Origin of the sequence: Streptomyces sp. MMCC 100, assembly GCF_041538145.2 — a bacterium.
Lineage (GTDB): Bacteria > Actinomycetota > Actinomycetes > Streptomycetales > Streptomycetaceae > Streptomyces.
Window position 1 is genome coordinate 2,569,093 of the sequence record NZ_JBGORK020000001.1, and the last position, 18,639, is coordinate 2,587,731.

An 18,639-nucleotide genomic window follows, 5' to 3' on the forward strand; every position below is an offset into this window, starting at 1 on the left:
GGTCGCCCCCTCCCTTGCCTGTCGCTACCGCCCCTCGGCCCAGGCGTCCTCCGCCGCGTAGTCGAAGAGGTCGCCGTACGCCTGGAACATCTTCGGGTACGCCTCCCGCCAGTCCCGCCCGGCCAGCCGCTCCTCGATGAAGGCGACCGTCTCCGGCAGGGTGTCGGCGTACCGGGCCACCGGGCGGTAGCCCAGTTGCTCCCGGGCCGCGCTCATGTCGCACACCACCGGCGCCGACCCGGACCACGGGGTGTCTCCCACGCCCTCCACCGGCGGCGGGCCGTCCACCAGCACGTCCCGCGTCCGGACGCCCATCACCGCGTCGATCGCCGCCGCGATCTCCGCCACCGTCGGGGCGTCCGGGTCCACCGCGTTCAGGACGCGCGTGCCCGGCCGAGGCGCGGCCAGCCGGATCAGCTCGGCGATGTTGCGCACGCTCGCCGGGTGGAAGCGGCTCGCACCGGCGTACGCGAGCACGCGCCGGCGCCTGCCGTCGAGGTTGCGCTTGACGAAGTACAGCTCGCGCGGACTCCGGCAGTACGGGCCGTGGATCGCGCCCGCCCGCAACAGCGTCACCGGCAACCGGTCGCCCGCCGCGAGGAGTTCCCGCTCCAGCGCCGCCTTGCCGGTGCTGTACGTGTCGTCGCCCGGGCGGACGGTGCGCTGCGCCTCCGTGATCGGCACCGGGTACTCGGGGAAGCCGTCGGGCTCGGCCTGCGTGTCGAAGTTGCGGCCCTTGTCGTCCTCGTAGACCGACACGCTGGAGATGACCACCGCCGAGCCGACCCGCCCGGCGAGCGAGACCAACTGCCGCGCCTGCCGCTCCCCGTAGGCCACCATGTCCACGAGGACGTCGCAGCCCTCGCCCACCGCCGCGGACAGCGCCGCGTCGTCCTCCCGGTCGGCCCGCACCACCCGTACGTCCTCGGGCCACCCCGCGTCCCGGTCGCCGCCCCGCGAGACGGCCGTCACCGCCCAGCCGTCCCGGGCCAGCGCGTCGACCGCCGCCCGTCCGATCTGTCCCGTCGCCCCGATCACCACTGCACGTGTCATACGGCGACGGTAGGCGCCCGGCCGCCCGTCCGGCCACGTTCTTCTGCCGAGGGCAGACGAGGGCTCCCCGGCCGGACGCGGCCCTAGCGGTGCGGCAGCCGGGGGAACCTACGGCCCTGGGCGGCCTTCGCGGCTTCCTCGGCCTTCACGTCCGCCGCGTACCGGTCGACGTACTCCTGGCCGGAGAGGGAGAGGATCGCGTAGACGATCTCGTCGGTGACGGCGCGCAGCACGGCCTTCTCGCCCTCCAGGCCCGCGTAGCGGGAGAAGTCGAGGGGCTCGCCGAAGCGGATGACCACCGGGTGCAGCTTCGGGATCTTCCGGCCCGGCGGCTGCGCCTCGAAGGTGCCGATCATCGCGCAGGGCACGACCGGCACCCCGGCCCTGAGCGCCATCACCGCGACGCCGACCTTGCCCTTGTACAGCCGGCCGTCGTGCGAACGGGTGCCCTCCGGGTAGATGCCGAGCAACTCGCCCCTGCCCAGTACACCGAGCCCCTCGCGGATCGCGGCCTGTCCCGCCTCCTTGCCGGAGCGGTCGACGGGGATCTGCCCGGCGCTGCGGAAGAAGAACGCGGTCAGCCTGCCCTTGAGGCCCGGCCCGGTGAAGTACTCGGCCTTGGCGAGGAAGGTGATGCGGCGTCTGAGCACCGCGGGCATGAGGAAGTGGTCAGAGAAGGAGAGGTGGTTGCCCGCGACGATGGCCGCCCCCGACCCCGGCACATGGTCCAGGCCCTCGATCCGGGGGCGGAAGACGACCCTCAGCAGCGGGCCCAGCAGTACGTACTTGAGCACGTAGTAGAACACGGTGTGTCTCCCAGTTCTCCGGGCTCTCGGCCGGTCGTCCGCGACCGGTGATCGATCGTAGCCCGACCGCGCCGAAACCGGACGGGACCGGTTCGGCCGCTCTTCGGTCAACTCGATTGACGCGGCATACCCCGTCCTCTGTGCTGTCCGGTAGCGGCATGCGCGAAGCCCGGGCGGCGCACGGCCCGCGGCGGCGGCACGACCGGGGGAGGGCGGATGACCGGTGGATCGGCACGGGCGGCGGCCGGGGCTCCGTGGGCGGAGTTCGGGCGGCAGTTGCGCTCCCTGCGCAGGGCGGCCGGGCTCACCCAGTTGCAACTCGGCCTGCGGGTGGGCTACCACCACTCGGCCGTGAGCAAACTCGAGGCGGGCCTGCGCGAGCCGCCCGTGGGACTGGTGCGCCGGCTCGACGCGGTGCTGGAGACGGGCGGTGAGCTGGCCGCGATCGTCGCCGCGCCGCGCGAGACGCCGCGGCGACCGGGCCGGTTTCCGGCCGACCCGGCGCTGTTCGCGCCGCTGCCCGGCGCCGGCGCCCCCGAGGGGCGGGGGGCACCGGACCCCCGGATGTGGCCCGCGCGGCTGCCCGCCGAGGGGCTGGTGTGCCCGCTGCACGGCACCGCCGGGTGCGCGGTGCCCGAGCCGGGCGAGTTACCGGCGCTGCTCGACGGGCCGGTTCCGGCGGGCGGCGGTCCGGCCCCTTGGTGGGGCACGGGCACCGGAGCGGCGGTCGCCGAGGGGGAGTTGCTGCACGGCCTCACCGCCGTCCTGGCCTGTCTGATCCGCGAGGCGTTCCGGCACGAGGGCCGCGTGACGGCCGTCGAGGGGCTGCTGCGGGCCCTGGCGCGCTGGGCCGGTGAGGTCAACTCCGCGGGGCGGCTGCCGTACGGGCAGTTGCGGCTCGCCGCGCAGTACGCCCAGGTCGCCGGCCGGCTGCGGATGGAGCGCGGGCAGATCGGCGTGGCGATGGCCTGGTTCGGCCACGGGCTGCGCTGGGCGGACGCCGTCCAGGACGCGCCGGCCCGCGCCACCCTGCTCAGTGACATGTGCACCCTGGTCCGGCTCGACGGGGACCCCTCGCTGATGCTCGGGTACGCGCAGGGCATCGGCGCGGTGGACGGGCGGCGCCGGTGGACGGCCACCCTGTCGGACCTCTATCAGGCGCGGGGCCACGCCCTGGCGGGCGACGCGGCTCAGTGCCGCCGTCACATCTCCCTGGCCCGGCGGGGATTCGCCCGCCTCGACCGGCGGGACCACCTGGAGGCGCCGTGGATGGCCGGGGCCGAGGGCGCGATGCGGGTCGACTCGGCGATCGGCGGCGCCCTGCGCGACCTCGCCGTGGCGACCGGGGACCGTACGGCGGCCAGGCGTGCGGTCGACGCCACCGCACGCTCGCGCGCGCAGGTACCGTCCCAGATGCGGGGCGCCCGGCTGCTGCTCACCTTGCGGCTGGCGGACAGCTGGGCGTGTGCCGGCGATCCCGGCGCCGCGGTCGCCCTCGCCTCGGAGGTCCTGCCGGAGGCCCTGCGCTCGCGCGAGTCGATGGTCACCGCCGAACTGCGCGGCCTGCACAGCCGGCTCGCCGGGGAGTGGGCCGACCTGCCGGAGGTCAGGGCATACCGGGAGCGGCTGCTGGACGCGGGGGAGTGAGGCGCGGGGGCACCTCTCCGACGCGCACCGGTACTTGCCGGATTTTGACAGGACGGTACCGCGCCCGCGGAGCCGTTGATTCCGGTGCGGCGGGGTGTGAGGGTTCCGCCAGCCCGCGACATGACATGCAAATGACACCCGATGGACGCGTCCCCGCACCCCAGGGGTGCGCGTCCGGCATGTCACGGCCCGGGCCGGCCCGCAAGGAGCCTCCCCACTCTCACAAGGAGCCACGATGCTCAGACAGACCGCGGTGGCCGGGACAGTCCTGGCCATGACACTCGCAGGGGTGGTGGTACCGACCTCCCTCGCCTCGGCCTCGGAGCGGTCCGCGCCCTCCGCGGCGGAACCCACCCCCGTCGAGAGGGCCGTCGCCGCGGCCGACCAGGCCGTACGCAGCGGGCTCGACGCCCTCGTCGCCGGCGGCCCCGACGAGCAGTACGACCGCCACCAGGTCACCCCCTGGGACAAGGACCTGTTCTCCGTCGCCTACGAGCGCACCTACAACGGTCTGCCGGTGGTCGGCGGCGACGCCGTCGTCCTCGCCGACGGCAAGGGGAAGGTCCGCGCCGTCCAGTCCGCCACCGAGGCCGCGATCGCCGTCCCCACCAAGGCCGGGATCAAGGCCGAGCAGGCGGTGAGGACCAGCCGCGAGCGGCTCGCGAAGGTCGACAAGGTCGACTCCGAGCGGCTGGTGGTCCGGGTCAAGGACGACGTCCAGACCCTCGCCTGGGAGACCGTGCTCACCGGCACGACCAAGGAGCACGTGCCCAGCAAGCTGCACGTCTTCGTCGACGCCCGCACCGGCAAGGTCGTCGACAGCTACGACGACGTGAAGGCCGGCACCGGCCACAGCGAGTGGAACGGCCCGAACCCGCTGACCATCGACACCTCCCGCTCCGGCAGCCAGTACGCCCTGCGCGACACCACCCGGCCCGGCCTGCAGTGCTCGGACTACAACGGCGGCCTCTTCACCGGACCGGACGACGACTGGGGCACCGGCAACGCCTCCAGCAAGGAGACCGGCTGCGTCGACGTCATGTACGCGGCGCAGAAAGAGTCGGACATGCTCCGCGACTGGCTCGGCCGCAACGGCCACAACGGCAACGGCGGCAGCTGGCCGGTCCTCGTCGGCCTCAACCAGCTCAACGCCTACTGGGACGGCTCCCGGGTCACCATCGGCCACAACAGCGCCGGCAAGTGGATCGCCGGCATGGACGTGGTGGGCCACGAGTTCGGCCACGGCCTTGACAGCTACACCCCCGGCGGCGCCAACCACGAGAGCGGCCTGGGCGAGGCCACCGGCGACATCATGGGCGCCCTGACCGAGGCCTACGCGAACCAGCCGTCCCCGTACGACACCCCGGACTACACCGTCGGCGAGGAGATCGACCTCCAGGGCCGCGGTCCGATCCGCAACATGTACAACCCCCGGCTGGTCAACAACGACCCCACCTGCTACTCCGCCTCCATCCCGAACACCGAGGAGCACGCGGCCGCCGGGCCGATGAACCACTGGTTCTACCTCCTCGCCGAGGGCTCCGACCCAGGTGGCGGCAAGCCCTCCAGCCCCACCTGTGACGGCAGCCAGGTGACCGGCGTCGGCATCCAGAACGCCGGAAAGATCTTCTACGGCGCGATGCTGCTCAAGACCAGCGGCATGACCTACAAGCGGTACCGCACCGCCACCCTCACCGCGGCCAAGAACCTGGACGCGTCCTGCGATCTGTTCGACGCCACCAAGGCGGCCTGGAACGCGATCGACATCCCGGCCCAGAGCGGCGAACCCACCTGCGCCGGGCAGGAGACCGACTTCTCGCTGGCCCTCAGCCCGGCGAGCGGCAACGTCGAGGCCGGCTCCGCGGTCAACGCCACGGTCAACACCACCACCGTCACCGGCAGCGCCCAGCAGGTTTCCCTGACGGCCACCGGCGCCCCGGCCGGCGTGAGCGTCACCTTCAGCCCGTCGACGGTGACCTCCGGCGCCGGCTCGACGATGCGCGTCGCCACCACGTCCGGCACCGCCGCCGGGACGTACTCGATCACGGTCAAGGGCACGGCCGGCAGCAAGAGCCACACCGCCCAGTACACCCTCACCGTGGGCGGCGGCAACAACCCGGGCACGCCGCCCGACGTCGACGTCGCCCAGGTGCAGGCCCACCTGGCGCAGTTCGGCTCCATCGCCGCGCAGAACGGCGGCAACCGCCGGTCCACCGGCTCCGGATACGACGCCTCCCTCGCGTACGTGAAGGGCAGGCTCCAGGCGGCCGGCTACACCGTCACCGAGCAGACCTGCGCCTCCGGCTGCTCCGCCGGCGCGGGCAACAACCTGATCGCCGAGTGGCCCGAGGGCGACGCGAACAGCGTCTACATGTTCGGCGCCCACCTCGACGGCGTCTCGGCCGGCCCCGGCATCAACGACAACGGTTCCGGTTCCGCCGCGCTCCTTCAGACGGCACTCACCCTGGCCGAGCAGAACCCGACCATGAAGAACCGCGTCCGCTTCGCCTGGTGGACCGACGAGGAGCAGGGCCTGAACGGCTCCGACTTCTACGCCCGCAACCTCTCCACGACCGACCGCTCCAGGATCAAGGCGTACTACAACTTCGACATGGTCGCCTCCGTCAACGGCGGCTACTTCATCAACAACCTGACCTCCGCGGCCTCCGCCCCGATGCGGGAGTACTGGACCTCCCTCGGCCTCGCGCCGCAGGAGAACGTCGAGGGCCAGGGCCGCTCCGACGACTACTCGTTCCAGCAGGTCGGCATCCCCACCTCGGGCTACGCCACCGGTGCCTCCGCGATCAAGTCGTCCACCGAGGCCGCCAAGTGGGGCGGCACCGCGGGCCGGTCCTACGACCCGTGCTACCACTCCGCCTGCGACACGACCTCCAACATCAGCGCCACCGCCCTGAACCGCAGCTCCGACGGCATCGCGTACACGATCTGGAAGACCGCCGTCGGCGACACGTCCACCCCGGCCGACGACTTCTCGCTCTCCGCCGACCCGTCCTCGGGCACGGTCGAGCCGGGCAGCTCCGCGACGGTCACCGTGAACACCGCCACGACCAGCGGCGACGCGCAGAACGTGCGGCTGTCGGCGTCCGGTGCGCCGACCGGCGTGAGCGTGAGCTTCACTCCGGACGCGGTCACCTCCGGCCAGTCCTCGACCGCCACGGTCCAGGTCGCCGCGGGCACGAGCGCCGGTACCTACACCCTGACCCTCACGGGCACGGGCACCGTCACGCACACCACCACGTACACCCTCACCGTGTCCGGCGACGACGGCGGTGAGACCACCTGGCAGCTGGGAGCCACCTACGCGGCCGGTGACGTGGTGACCTACGACGGCGTCAGCTACCGGTGCATCCAGGGCCACACCGCCTACCCCGGCTGGGAGCCGCCGAACGTCCCCGCCCTGTGGCAGCGCCTCTGACACCCGTCTGCCGGCACACGACTGAACACGCCCGACACGCCGACGGGGCGGTGTGGTTCGCACAGAACCCCACCGCCCCGCCGGCGCGTGCCCACGCCTCCGGCGTCAGAACTTCGGCGTCGGGGCCTGCGCCTCGACGATCTCCGCCGCCTCCTCCTCGCTCCCCACCGACGGCGGGGAGCCCGCCAGCGGCTTCTGGGCCGTCTCCCGCATGCAGGCCACGGCCACGACACCGACCAGCGCGGCGGCCATCGCGTAGTAGGCCGGCATCATGTCGGAGTCCGTCAGGCTGATCAGCGCGGTGATCACCAGCGGCGTGGTGCCGCCGAAGATCGACGCCGACAGGTTGTAGCCGACCGACAGCGACCCGTACCGGACGTTGGTCGGGAACATCGCCGGGAGCGCCGCCGACATCGTGCCCAGGAGACAGACCAGCGACAGGCCGAGCATCAGCATGCCGCCCGAGACGGCGAGCAGACTGCCCTCCTGCACCAGCAGGAACGCCGGGGCGGACAGGACGAAGAACCCGATCATGCCGGTCATCAGGACGGGCTTGCGGCCGAAGTGGTCGGAGAGCCGGCCGACCTGGTTGATGATCAGCATCAGCAGCACCATCGTCGCCACCAGGATCATCAGACCGTGGCTCTCGCTGTAGTCCAGCTCGTCCGACAGGTACGTCGGCATGTACGACAGCAGCATGTAGTCCGTGATGTTGTACGCGCCGACCAGCGCGATGCACAGCACCAGCGCCCGCCAGTGGGTGCGGAAGATCTTGGCGAGGTCGCCCCGCGCGGTGGTCTCCACCGCGGTCGCCGCATCCGAGATGTGGACGTTGGAGTCCTCCAGCTTCAGGAACGCGGGCGTGTCGTCCAGCTTCAGCCGCAGATAGATACCCACGATGCCCAGCGGCGCAGCGACGAGGAAGGGGATCCGCCAGCCCCACGCGTCCATCGTGTCGCTGCCCAGCCCCGCCGTCAGCGCGGTGACGAGACTGGCGGCGCCGGTGTACCCGGCCAGCGTGCCCAGCTCCAGGAAGCTGCCGAAGAAACCGCGCCGCTTGTCGGGCGCGTACTCGGCGATGAAGGTGGACGCGCCGCCGTACTCTCCGCCGGTGGAGAAGCCCTGGAGCAGGCGGAACAGGATCAGCAGCAGCGGCGACCAGAAGCCGATCGAGTCGTAGCTGGGGATGAACCCGATGGCGGCGGTGCCGATCGCCATGAGGATCATCGTCAGCGCGAGCACCTTCTTGCGGCCGATCTTGTCCCCCATCGGGCCGAAGACCATGCCGCCGATCGGGCGCACCAGGAACGCCACGGCGAACGTGGCGAACGAGGAGAGCAGCTGCGCGGTGTCGCTCCCGGACGGGAAGAACACGCGGCCGATGGTGCCCGCGAGGTAGGCGTAGATGCCGAAGTCGAACCACTCCATGGCATTGCCGAGAGAGGCCGCCTTCACGGCTCGCTTGACCGCGGCCTCGTCCGTGATGGTGATGTCCGACCGGCGCAGTCGGGGGTTCTTCCGACGCTTGATGGCCCGGAACAGGGCGGGGTGGCGGCGCACCGCCGCGGCGTCGGTCTCTGGGCCGTTCTCGGTGGGGGACGTGGCGGCCTCCCTTTCCACGCGCAGACACTCCGGGCGGAGTCCTGCTCGGTCGTACGTCTCTCAGCTCGTACCCGTTCCCCCGATCATGCTGGGTATGGTCGTGACTTCGGTCATGTGATTGAGCCGATGAGGTGAGCGGCCGGTGAGTACGCTTCGCACATGCGTATCTCCGTCTCCTCCGACATGGACGAACCCGTCGCCCGGCTCCTCGTCGAAGAGCTGCGCGGTCGCGGCCACGAGGTGCGCGCGTACGGCGCGCTGGACCGCGGGGCGGACCCGCGGTGGGCCGTCTGCTCCGAGCGGGCGGCGCGCGAGGTCGCCGAGGGACGGGCCGACCAGGCCGTGGTGTGCTGCTGGACCGGCACCGGCGCGTCGATCGCCGCCAACAAGGTGCCGGGCGTCCGCGCGGCCCTGTGCACCGACGCGTACACCGCCGACGGGGCGCGCCGCTGGAACGACGCCAACGTGCTCGCGATCGGCCTGCGGCTGACGTCCGGGCCGCTGCTGCGGGAGATCCTCGACGCCTGGTTCGCGGCCGGGCCGAGCCAGGACGCCGAGGACCGGGACAACGTCACGCACGTGGAGCGGCTCGACCGGGGCCGAGCCGCTCGGTGAACCCCGGCGGACGGGTCAGGAGGTCAGGACCTTCTCCAGCGTCCCGAGGGCTCCCGACAGCTCCTCGGCCGTGACGGTCAGCGGCGGGGCCAGGCGGATCGTGGAGCCGTGGGTGTCCTTGACGAGGATGCCCTCGCGCATCAGCCGCTCACTGATCTCGCGTCCGCTGCCCAGCGCCGGGTCCACGTCGACGCCCGCCCACAGCCCCCGTGCCCGGAAGCCGACGACGCCCTTGCCGACCAGGGCGGCCAGACCCTCGCGCAGCACCGTGCCCAGCTCGGCCGCCCGGCGCTGGAACTCGCCGGTCTCCAGCAGCTCCACCACCGCCGTGCCCACCGCCGCGGCCAGCGGATTGCCGCCGAACGTCGAACCGTGCTCGCCCGGGTGCAGCACACCGAGCACGTCCCGGCGGCCCACCACCGCCGACACGGGGACGATGCCGCCGCCCAGCGCCTTGCCGAGCAGCACCACGTCCGGCACGACCGACTCGTGCTCGACGGCCAGGGTGTGCCCCGTGCGGCCCAGACCCGACTGGATCTCGTCCGCGACGAACAGACAGCCCTTGCGCCGGGTCAGCTCCCGCACGCCCGCCAGATAGCCGTCGTCCGGGATGAGCACGCCCGCCTCGCCCTGGATCGGCTCGATCAGCACGGCCGCCGTCGTCTCGTCGACCGCCGCCTCCATCGCCGCCAGGTCGTTGTACAGGACGATCCGGAAGCCGGGGGTGAAGGGGCCGAAGCCGGAGCGGGCCGTCTCGTCGGTGGAGAAGCTGACGATCGTCGTCGTACGGCCGTGGAAGTTGTCCGCGGCGACCACGATCGTCGCCCGGTCGGCCGGGACGCCCTTGACGTCGTAGGCCCACTTGCGGGCCACCTTGATGCCGCTCTCCACCGCCTCCGCGCCGGTGTTCATGGGCAGCACCATGTCCGTGCCGGTCAGGGCGGCCAGGCGCTCGGCGAAGCCCGCGAGACGGTCGTTGTGGAAGGCGCGCGAGGTGAGGGTGAGCCGGTCCAGCTGCCGGTGGGCGGCCTCGATCAGCGCCGGGTGGCGATGGCCGAAGTTGAGCGCCGAGTAGCCGGCCAGCATGTCCAGGTAGCGGCGGCCCTCCACGTCCTCGACCCAGGCGCCCTCCGCACGGGCGACCACGACGGGCAGCGGGTGGTAGTTGTGCGCGAGGACGGGCTCCTCGGCGCGGATCAGTTCCTCGGAGCCGCGGGTGGCGCGGGCGGGTGCGGTCATGAGCGGGTCTCCCGGATCTCCTGGGTGCAGCACTTGATGCCGCCACCGGCCTTGTGGAACTCGGACAGGTCGACGGGGACGGGCACGTAGCCGAGCCCGGCGAGCCGGTCGGCCAGTTCCCGCGCCTCGGGCGCGATGAACACGTGCCGTCCGTCGGACACCGAGTTGAGCCCGAACGCCATCGCGTCCTCGCGGGTGGCGATCACCGCGTCCGGGTAGAGCCGCTCCAGCACCTCGCGGCTGCCGGGCGAGAAGGCGCCGGGGTAGTAGGCGATGTTCCCGCCGTTCCCCCCGTTCCCGCCCGTTCCGTCGTCGAGCACGAAGAGTGCCGTGTCCAGGTGGTAGAAGTACGGGTCCACGAGGGTCAATGAGATCACCGGCACGCCGAAGAACTCCTGCACCTCGCGGTGCGCCGCGCGGGTGGTGCGGAACCCCGTGCCGGCCAGGATCCAGCGGCCGGCCGGGACCAGGTCGCCCTCGCCCTCGCAGACCGACTCGGGATGGTGGACCTCGAAGCCCTCCGTCTTGAACCACGCCTCGAAGGGCACGGACTCCGGGCGTCGCTCGGGCGCGTGGAAGAGGGAACCGAAGACCCGGCCCTCGACCACGACCGCGCAGTTCGCGGCGAAGACCATGTCGGGCAGGCCGGGAACCGGGGCCACGGTGTCCACGGTGTGGCCGTGGGCACGGTAGGTGTCGACCAGCGCCTGCCACTGGTCGAGGGCGCGGATGACGTCGACCGGTCGGTCGGTGGCCATCCACGGGTTGATCGCGTACTGCACGGCGAAGTGTCTGGGTTCGCAGACCACGAAGCGCCGCCGGCGCGGCACACGGGACTCGGTCACAGAGGGGTACCTCCGCTTTTCACGGTGTGTGACGGGGTGTTGACACCACGGTAGGAAGTGACGCCCGAGCCCGACAAGCGATGAAAGCTGCGTGTTCCCGCAGGATCGCTGCGTTGTACGCCCGGTCAGCGCACGTCCGCTGCGCCGTCCGGAGCGAGCAGGGCGGCTCCCGCCTCCGGACTGTCCGGGATCAGGTGGGACAGCACCATCACACTGATCGTCTTCCGGATGAACGGCTCCGCACGGATCCGCTCCAGCACCTCCTCGAAGTGCTCCACGTCCCGCGCCCGCACGTGCAGCAGCGCGTCCGCGCCCCCGGTCACCGTCATCGCCGCCGTGATCTCCGGGTAGCCCCGTACGACCTCCGCGAGCCGTCGCGGCGGCGCCGCACCCTCGCAGTACACCTCCACGTACGCCTCCGTGCGCCACCCCAGCGCGGAGGGCCGTACCGTCGCCGTGAACCCGGTGATCACATCCGTCTCGCGCAGCCGGTCCACCCGGCGCTTGACCGCCGTCGAGGACAGTCCGATCTCCGCGCCGATCTCGGCGAAGGACGTCCTGGCGTTCTCCATCAGGGCGGTGACGATCTTCCGGTCGAGTTCGTCGAAGGAAGCGGGCCTGCTGTTCATGCGGGCACTGTATCCAGCGGATACCGGCACGTCGCAGGCGTGTGCAGGCGCTCGGATCGCCCCTACACTCCACCTTCATGCTGCGCGCCCTGGCTGTCGACGACGAACGCCCCACGCTCGAGGAAGTCGTGTACCTGCTGAACGCCGACCCCCGCATCGGCACCGCTGAGGGCGCGAGCGACGCCACCGAGGCGCTGCGCCGCATCAACCGGGCCCTGGAGTCGGGCCCCGACGGTCCCGACGCCATCGACGTCGTCTTCCTCGACATCCAGATGCCGGGCCTCGACGGACTGGACCTCGCCCGGCTGCTCACCGGCTTCGCCCGGCCGCCGCTGGTCGTGTTCGTCACCGCGCACGAGGACTTCGCCGTCCAGGCCTTCGACCTCAAGGCCGTCGACTACGTGCTCAAACCGGTGCGCAGGGAGCGGCTGGCGGAAGCGGTGCGCCGGGCCGCCGAACAGCGCGGCACCACCGCCGTGCCCGCCCCGCGCATACCCGTGCACGAACCCGATCCCGACCACATCACCGTCGAACTCGGCGGCGTCACCCGCTTCGTCCCCGTCGACGACATCACCCACGTCGAGGCCCAGGGCGACTACGCCCGTCTCCACACCGACCGGGGCAGCCACCTCGTCCGCATCCCGCTGTCCACCCTGGAGGAGCGCTGGCGCGCCCGGGGCTTCGTCCGCATCCACCGCCGCCACCTCGTCGCCCTGCGCCACATCGGCGAACTCCGCCTGGACGCGGGGACCGTCAGCGTCCTGGTCGGCACCGAGGAGCTCCAGGTCAGCCGGCGTCACGCCCGCGAACTGCGGGACCTGCTCATGCGGAGGCCGTGAACCGTGCCCCAGGACCCCGCCGAACGCCGCGTCACCGTCACCGGCCCGGCCCGGCGCACCGTCCCCCACGCCCGGCTCCGCTCGCGCGGGCGGTACCCCCAGTCCTCCGGCCACTACCGACCGCGCACCGAGATCGACGAGCAGACCACCCTCGGCCACACCTACGTGCGTTCCCTGATGCGCAGCCAGTTGCGCGCCGGTCTCACCGCCCTCGCGGTCCTCGGCCTCCTCGTCGGCCCGCTCCCGCTGCTGTTCGCGGCGCTGCCCGACGCCCGCCACCTGGAGTGGGCCGTCCTCGGCTTCGGCCTGTACGCCCCGCTGGTCCTCCTCGCCCGCTGGTACGTGCGCCGCGCCGAGCGCAACGAACGCGACTTCGTACGCCTCGTCGAGGACCGATGAACTCCGGCTACGCCATACCCGCCGTCGCCCTCGTCGTCGTGGCCACCGTCCTCGTCGGCGCCTTCGGCCTGCGCATCTCCCGGACCACATCCGACTTCTACGTCGCCTCCCGCACCGTCGGCCCGCGCCTCAACGCCGCCGCCATCAGCGGCGAGTACCTCTCCGCCGCCTCCTTCCTCGGCATCGCCGGACTCGTCCTCGTCCAGGGCCCCGACATGCTCTGGTACCCGGTCGGCTACACCGCCGGATACCTGGTCCTGCTCCTCTTCGTCGCCGCCCCGCTGCGCCGCTCGGGCGCCTACACGCTGCCCGACTTCGCCGAGGCCCGGCTCGCCTCCCAGGGGGTACGGCGGCTCGCGGGGGCCTTCGTCGTCGGGGTGGGCTGGCTCTACCTGCTGCCGCAGCTCCAGGGCGCCGGACTGACGCTGACCGTGCTCAGCGGGGCCCCCGACCGGCTCGGCGGAGTGATCGTCGCCGTCGTCGTCACCGCCATCGTCGCCGCCGGCGGCATGCGCAGCATCACCTTCGTCCAGGCCTTCCAGTTCTGGCTCAAACTCACCGCCCTGCTCGTCCCCGCCCTCTTCCTGGTGCTGGCCTGGCAGGGCGACGGCGCCCCCGGCCGCCCCTTCGAGGAACCCGCCACGTTCCGCGAGCAGCGCTCGGTCCGCGTCCACGACACCCTCACCCTCAAGCTCGAGCAGCCGCTGACGGTCACCGTCGACGGCACCGTGGACGGCCGCGCCCACGACGGCACCCGCGTCGCCCTGCCCACCGGCACCCACCGCATCGAGGCCGGCACCCGCCTCACCTTCGCCGCGGACACCCCCGTCCCGGCCGCCGGACGCGGTGCCGACGACGCCCTGTCACCCTCCCGGGCCGAGAGCCGCACGGAACGCCCGCTGTACGCCACGTACGGCCTGATCCTGGCCACGTTCCTGGGCACCATGGGCCTGCCGCACGTCGTGGTCCGCTTCTACACCAGCCCGCACGGCGTCGCCGCCCGCCGCACCACCGTCGCCGTGCTCGGCCTGATCGGCGCCTTCTACCTGCTGCCGCCCCTCTACGGCGCCCTCGGCCGCCTCTACGCCCCCGAGCTGACCCTGACCGGCGAAGCCGACGCCGCGGTCCTGCTGCTGCCGGACCGGGTGATCGGGGGAGTGGGCGGCGACCTGCTCGGCGCGCTGGTCGCGGGCGGCGCCTTCGCCGCGTTCCTGTCCACCGCGTCGGGGCTCACCATGGCCGTCGCGGGCGTGCTCACCCAGGACGTGCTGCCGTCCCGCGCCGTGCCGCACTTCCGGCTCGGCACCCTGCTCGCCATGGCCGTGCCCCTGGCGGCGAGTGCGCTGGTCGGCGGGCTGCCGGTCGCCGACGCCGTCGGTCTCGCCTTCGCCGTGTCCGCCTCCTCCTTCTGCCCACTGCTCGTGCTCGGCATCTGGTGGCGGCGGCTGACCCCGCCCGGCGCGGCCGCCGGGATGCTGGTGGGCGGCGGCTCCGCCCTGCTCGCCGTGGCGGCCACGATGGGCGGCTTCCCGGGCGGCGGCGGGGCGCTGCACGCGCTGCTGGCCTGGCCCGCCCTGTGGTCCGTGCCGCTGGGCTTCCTCACGATGGTGCTGGTCTCCCTGGCCACCCCGGGCCGGGTCCCGGCCGGGACGGCGGCGATCCTGGCCCGCTTCCACCTGCCGGAGGAGCTGGGCACGGAGGACCTGCGCGCGGAAGAACTGCGTACGGAGGACCTGCGTACGGAGGATCCGCGTACCGACGATCCGCAGGCGGCGGTCGGTCGGCGCAGGGAGACGACGCGGTGAGCGGCTCCGTGGGCGGTTTCCTGGCGGGCCTGGCCGTCGCCCTGCTCCCCCTGCTGGCCGCCGGTTTCTGGCTGGGGCGGCGCACGGCCCGGCCGCAGCACCTCGGCGGCCTGGGCACCCCGGTCGAGCACGCCACCTTCCAGACCCTGCACACCGCCTCCCTGGCCACGCCCCCGCTGCGGGCGGGCCTGACCGAGGAGACCGCCGGGAAGTCGGCCCGCAAACTGCGCTCCCTGCTGGGCACGGACGCGCTGTGCCTGACCGACCTCGAAGAGGTCCTGGTCTGGGACGGCGTGGGCACCCACCACCGCACCGAGATCATGGAGCGCCTCGCGGGACCGCTGGCCACCGGCCGCGGCGAGGCCTTCCGGCTCACCTGCGACACCCCGGACTGCACGGTGCGCTGGGCCGTCGTCGCCCCGCTGACCGTCGACGACCGGGTGCACGGCGCCCTCGTCGCCTGCGCACCCCGCGAGTCCGCCGTCCTGGTCCGCGCGGCCGGCGAGGTCGCCCGCTGGGTCTCCGTCCAGCTGGAGCTGGCCGACCTCGACCAGTCCCGCACCCGCCTCATCGAGGCCGAGATCAAGGCACTGCGCGCGCAGATCTCCCCGCACTTCATCTTCAACTCGCTCGCGGTGATCGCGTCCTTCGTGCGCACCGACCCCGAGCGCGCCCGCGAGCTGCTGCTGGAGTTCGCCGACTTCACCCGCTACTCGTTCCGCAGGCACGGCGACTTCACCACCCTCGCCGACGAGCTGCACGCCATCGACCACTACCTGGCGCTGGTACGGGCCCGCTTCGGCGACCGCCTCGCCGTCACCCTCCAGGTCGCCCCCGAGGTGCTGCCGGTCGCGCTGCCCTTCCTGTGCCTTCAGCCGCTCGTCGAGAACGCCGTCAAGCACGGCCTGGAGGGCAAGGCCGACCGGTGCCGCATCCAGATCACCGCCCAGGACGCGGGCGCCGAGGCCCTGGTCGTCATCGAGGACGACGGTGCCGGCATGGACCCGGACCTGCTGCGCCGCATCCTCGCGCGCGAGGTCAGCCCGTCGGGCGGCATCGGACTGTCCAACGTCGACGACCGTCTCCGCCAGGTCTACGGAGACGACCACGGCCTCGTCATCGAGACGGCCGTCGGCGCGGGCATGAAGATCACGGTCCGGCTGCCGAAGTACCAGCCGGGCGTGCACTCGGCGGGCCGGCTCGGCCGTGAGTGAGCCGTGCGTCGGGTGAGCCGTTCCGCGAGTGGGTCGGGGCGCCCCGGGCGGGGCTCAGGCGCTGCGGGTGGCCACCATCCCCAGGGTGATCAGACCGAGCACGACCCAGCCGAACCACAACCAGCCGTTGCTTCCGAGCGCCACCGTGTAGGCCGTCACCGCGACGAGGCCCCCGATGGTGAGCGCCCCCATGGTCTTCGTCGAACTGTCCGTGGAACCGGGCATCGCAACACCCTCCTCGTGTCCGTTGCCCTCCATGGTGCCCCGTTCAGCCGCCGCGTGTGTTCAGCGAGGCCAGATAGGCGTTGTACGCCGCGAGTTCCTTGTCGCCGTCGCGGTCGGCGGCACGGTCGCTGCGCCGGGCCTGACGCTCCTCCGAGGCGTACCACTGGAACAGCAGCGCGAGCAGCACCAGCACGGACGGGACCTCGCTGAACGCCCAGGCGATGCCACCGGCCGCGTTCTGGTCGGAGAGCGCGTCGATGCCGAGCGAGGCGGGCGGGTTCTTGAACGTCTCGACCATCGGGGAGGAGGCCATCATCAGCGCGATGCCGAAGAACGCGTGGAACGGCATGCCCGCGAACAGCTCCAGCATCCGCATCAGGTAGCCCGGCCGGTGCGGGCCCGGGTCCACGCCCATGATCGGCCAGAAGAACACCACACCGACGGCGAGGAAGTGCACCATCATCGCGATGTGCCCGGCCTGGGAGCCCATCAGGGCGTCGAAGAGGGGCGTGAAGTACAGCGCGTACAGGCTCGCGATGAACAGCGGGATGGTGAACGCCGGGTGCGTGATGATCCGCATGTAGCGGCTGTGCAGCAGCATCAGCAGCAGCTCGCGGGGTCCCTTGCGGCCACGGCCCGCCGGGGGCAGCGCGCGCAGGGCCAGCGTGATCGGGGCGCCGAGCAGCAGCATGATCGGCGACACCATGCTGATCACCATGTGCTGCACCATGTGCACGCTGAACATGGCCATGCCGTAGTCGTTCAGCTTGGTGCACATCATCAGGGCGACGCTCAGCACACCGGCCACGAAGGACACGGTCCGGCCGACCGGCCACTTGTCACCGCGCCGCACCAGGCGGACGACGCCCCAGCCGTACAGCGCCAGTCCCAGGAGGCAGGCGATCAGGAAGAAGGGATCCGCCGACCAGGCGAGACCCCGCCCCAGCGTGAACGGCGGCAGATCCATCGTCATGCCGTGCCCGCTGTGATCCATCCGCCCGCTCCTGTTTCGTGGGGGTTGAGCGCGGTTGAACGCCGCTTGTCCGAAGCAAGCGTAGAACCGCCCCCGTCCGCATCTGCGACCGGGGGCGGTGAAACGCGCCTTGAAGGGGCGCGGGGGACTGCGCGATCAACCACGTACTGCCCGCAGCCCGCGACGAACCAGTGGACCCGAGTTCTCAACGGTCCCGAAAGATCAGAGCACGCACTCCGCCTCCGCGTACCGCGCATCCGGCACCGTCTTCAACGACTCCACCGCCTCGGCCAGCGACACCATCTCGATGTCCGTCCCGCGCAGCGCCGTCATCTTCCCGAAGTCCCCGCGGTGCACCGCCTCCACCGCGTGCCACCCGAACCGCGTCGCCAGCACCCGGTCGTAGGCCGTCGGCGTCCCGCCGCGCTGGACGTGCCCGAGTATCACCGGCCGGGCCTCCTTGCCGAGCCGCTCCTCCAGCTCGATGGTGAGCTGGCGGGCGATACCCGCGAAGCGCTCGTGGCCGTAGACGTCCTTGCCGCCCTCGTCGAAGTCCATGGTGCCGGCCTTCGGCTTGGCGCCCTCCGCGGCCACCACGATCGCGAACCGCTTGCCCGCGGAGAAGCGCTCGCCGACCTTCGCGGTCAGCTCGTCGATGTCGAAGGGCCGCTCCGGGACGACCACGGCGTGCGCGCCGGCCGCCATGCCCGAGTGCAGTGCGATCCAGCCGGTGTGCCGGCCCATGACCTCGACGATCAGCACCCGCTGGTGCGACTCGGCGGTGGTCTTCAGCCGGTCCAGGGCCTCGGTGGCGACGGTCACCGCGGTGTCGAAGCCGAAGGTGACGTCGGTGACCGCTATGTCGTTGTCGATGGTCTTCGGTACGCCCACGATCGGCAGGCCGTTGTCGGACAGCAGCCGGGCCGCCTTCAGCGTGCCCTCGCCGCCGATCGGGATGATCGCGTCGAGGCCGAGTTCCTCGACGTGGCCGCGGGCCCGTTCGACACCGTCCCGCAGATGCTCGGGACGGACCCGGGAGGAGCCGAGGATGGTGCCGCCGCGGGCCAGGATGCCGCCGACCGCGTCGAGGTCGAGCTTGAGGTAGTCGCACTCCAGGAGGCCCTTCCAGCCGTCCCGGAAACCGATGACCTCGTCGCCGTGGTCGACGACGGCACGGTGCACGACGGACCGGATGACGGCGTTCAGACCAGGGCAGTCGCCGCCGGACGTGAGGACACCAATGCGCATAGCCCGAAATACCTTCTCAACGTGGCACGGGTCCGGACCGCGCTGTCCGGCTCGATCCCCGCCA

16 protein-coding genes are annotated in these 18,639 nt (G+C 72.2%); 7 read left to right on the top strand and 9 right to left on the bottom strand.

Going from position 1 to position 18,639, the window contains the following annotated elements:
* Positions 1 to 24: 24 nt before the first annotated feature.
* Both ABS735_RS11930 and ABS735_RS11935 read right to left on the bottom strand, forming a co-directional pair.
* Complete coding sequence (locus ABS735_RS11930; protein WP_373906076.1) at positions 25 to 1,053, bottom strand: NAD-dependent epimerase/dehydratase family protein; 1,029 nt, start codon at positions 1,051 to 1,053, stop codon at positions 25 to 27.
* An 83-nt stretch (positions 1,054 to 1,136) separates the two neighbouring features.
* Positions 1,137 to 1,859 carry a lysophospholipid acyltransferase family protein gene (locus tag ABS735_RS11935; RefSeq protein ID WP_373906075.1) on the bottom strand — a complete coding sequence of 241 codons (723 nt, stop codon included), beginning with the start codon at positions 1,857 to 1,859 and terminating at the stop codon, positions 1,137 to 1,139.
* Positions 1,860 to 2,075: 216 nt separating this feature from the next.
* Here ABS735_RS11935 and ABS735_RS11940 point away from each other — a divergent pair, with 216 nt between their 5' ends.
* Together ABS735_RS11940 and ABS735_RS11945 are read left to right on the top strand one after the other, a co-directional pair.
* Positions 2,076 to 3,506 carry an NsdA family TPR-like regulatory protein gene (locus ABS735_RS11940; RefSeq protein WP_373906074.1) on the top strand — a complete coding sequence of 477 codons (1,431 nt, stop codon included), beginning with the start codon at positions 2,076 to 2,078 and terminating at the stop codon, positions 3,504 to 3,506.
* A gap of 235 nt (positions 3,507 to 3,741) precedes the next feature.
* Positions 3,742 to 6,942 carry a M28 family peptidase gene (locus ABS735_RS11945; RefSeq protein WP_373906073.1) on the top strand — a complete coding sequence of 1,067 codons (3,201 nt, stop codon included), beginning with the start codon at positions 3,742 to 3,744 and terminating at the stop codon, positions 6,940 to 6,942.
* A gap of 105 nt (positions 6,943 to 7,047) precedes the next feature.
* Here the strand turns inward: ABS735_RS11945 and ABS735_RS11950 are convergent, their stop codons facing one another.
* Complete coding sequence (locus ABS735_RS11950; protein ID WP_373906072.1) at positions 7,048 to 8,562, bottom strand: MFS transporter; 1,515 nt, start codon at positions 8,560 to 8,562, stop codon at positions 7,048 to 7,050.
* A 141-nt stretch (positions 8,563 to 8,703) separates the two neighbouring features.
* On the opposite strand from ABS735_RS11950, the gene ABS735_RS11955 reads away from it, so the two are divergent.
* Positions 8,704 to 9,159, top strand: coding sequence for an RpiB/LacA/LacB family sugar-phosphate isomerase (locus ABS735_RS11955; protein WP_373906071.1), 456 nt, complete (start codon positions 8,704 to 8,706; stop codon positions 9,157 to 9,159).
* A gap of 15 nt (positions 9,160 to 9,174) precedes the next feature.
* Here the strand turns inward: ABS735_RS11955 and rocD are convergent, their stop codons facing one another.
* The 3 genes from rocD to ABS735_RS11970 all read right to left on the bottom strand — a co-directional run bounded on the left by rocD (position 9,175) and on the right by ABS735_RS11970 (position 11,872).
* Complete coding sequence (gene rocD, locus ABS735_RS11960; RefSeq protein ID WP_373906070.1) at positions 9,175 to 10,398, bottom strand: ornithine--oxo-acid transaminase; 1,224 nt, start codon at positions 10,396 to 10,398, stop codon at positions 9,175 to 9,177.
* A complete protein-coding gene (gene ddaH / locus ABS735_RS11965; RefSeq protein WP_373906069.1) occupies positions 10,395 to 11,243 on the bottom strand; it encodes a dimethylargininase in 849 nt (282 codons plus the stop codon). The genes rocD and ddaH overlap by 4 nt, the downstream gene beginning before the upstream one ends.
* Before the next feature lie 125 nt (positions 11,244 to 11,368).
* On the bottom strand, positions 11,369 to 11,872 hold the full coding sequence (locus ABS735_RS11970) for an Lrp/AsnC family transcriptional regulator (protein WP_061446010.1): 504 nt from the start codon (positions 11,870 to 11,872) through the stop codon (positions 11,369 to 11,371).
* Between the two features lie 77 nt (positions 11,873 to 11,949).
* Between ABS735_RS11970 and ABS735_RS11975 the strand changes: the two genes are divergently transcribed.
* Genes ABS735_RS11975 through ABS735_RS11990 form a run of 4 tightly spaced genes read left to right on the top strand, consistent with a single transcriptional unit; the run spans position 11,950 to position 16,129 of the window.
* Positions 11,950 to 12,711 carry a LytR/AlgR family response regulator transcription factor gene (locus tag ABS735_RS11975; RefSeq protein ID WP_373906068.1) on the top strand — a complete coding sequence of 254 codons (762 nt, stop codon included), beginning with the start codon at positions 11,950 to 11,952 and terminating at the stop codon, positions 12,709 to 12,711.
* A 3-nt stretch (positions 12,712 to 12,714) separates the two neighbouring features.
* The gene (locus ABS735_RS11980) at positions 12,715 to 13,110 is read left to right on the top strand and encodes a hypothetical protein (RefSeq protein ID WP_373906067.1); all 396 of its coding nucleotides are present in this window, start codon (positions 12,715 to 12,717) and stop codon (positions 13,108 to 13,110) included.
* On the top strand, positions 13,107 to 14,915 hold the full coding sequence (locus tag ABS735_RS11985) for a sodium/solute symporter (protein WP_373906066.1): 1,809 nt from the start codon (positions 13,107 to 13,109) through the stop codon (positions 14,913 to 14,915). The genes ABS735_RS11980 and ABS735_RS11985 overlap by 4 nt, the downstream gene beginning before the upstream one ends.
* Before the next feature lie 8 nt (positions 14,916 to 14,923).
* Positions 14,924 to 16,129: a sensor histidine kinase gene (locus tag ABS735_RS11990; RefSeq protein WP_373906224.1), complete on the top strand. Its 1,206-nt coding sequence runs from the start codon at positions 14,924 to 14,926 to the stop codon at positions 16,127 to 16,129.
* A gap of 54 nt (positions 16,130 to 16,183) precedes the next feature.
* On the opposite strand, the gene ABS735_RS11995 is transcribed toward ABS735_RS11990, so the two are convergent.
* From ABS735_RS11995 to ABS735_RS12005, 3 genes are all read right to left on the bottom strand, one after another.
* The gene (locus ABS735_RS11995) at positions 16,184 to 16,354 is read right to left on the bottom strand and encodes a hypothetical protein (protein ID WP_107291848.1); all 171 of its coding nucleotides are present in this window, start codon (positions 16,352 to 16,354) and stop codon (positions 16,184 to 16,186) included.
* A gap of 43 nt (positions 16,355 to 16,397) precedes the next feature.
* On the bottom strand, positions 16,398 to 17,348 hold the full coding sequence (locus ABS735_RS12000; protein WP_373906065.1) for a cytochrome c oxidase assembly protein: 951 nt from the start codon (positions 17,346 to 17,348) through the stop codon (positions 16,398 to 16,400).
* A 201-nt stretch (positions 17,349 to 17,549) separates the two neighbouring features.
* Positions 17,550 to 18,575 (bottom strand): 6-phosphofructokinase, encoded by a 1,026-nt coding sequence (locus ABS735_RS12005; protein WP_373906064.1) that lies wholly within the window; start codon positions 18,573 to 18,575, stop codon positions 17,550 to 17,552.
* Positions 18,576 to 18,639 lie beyond the last annotated feature (64 nt).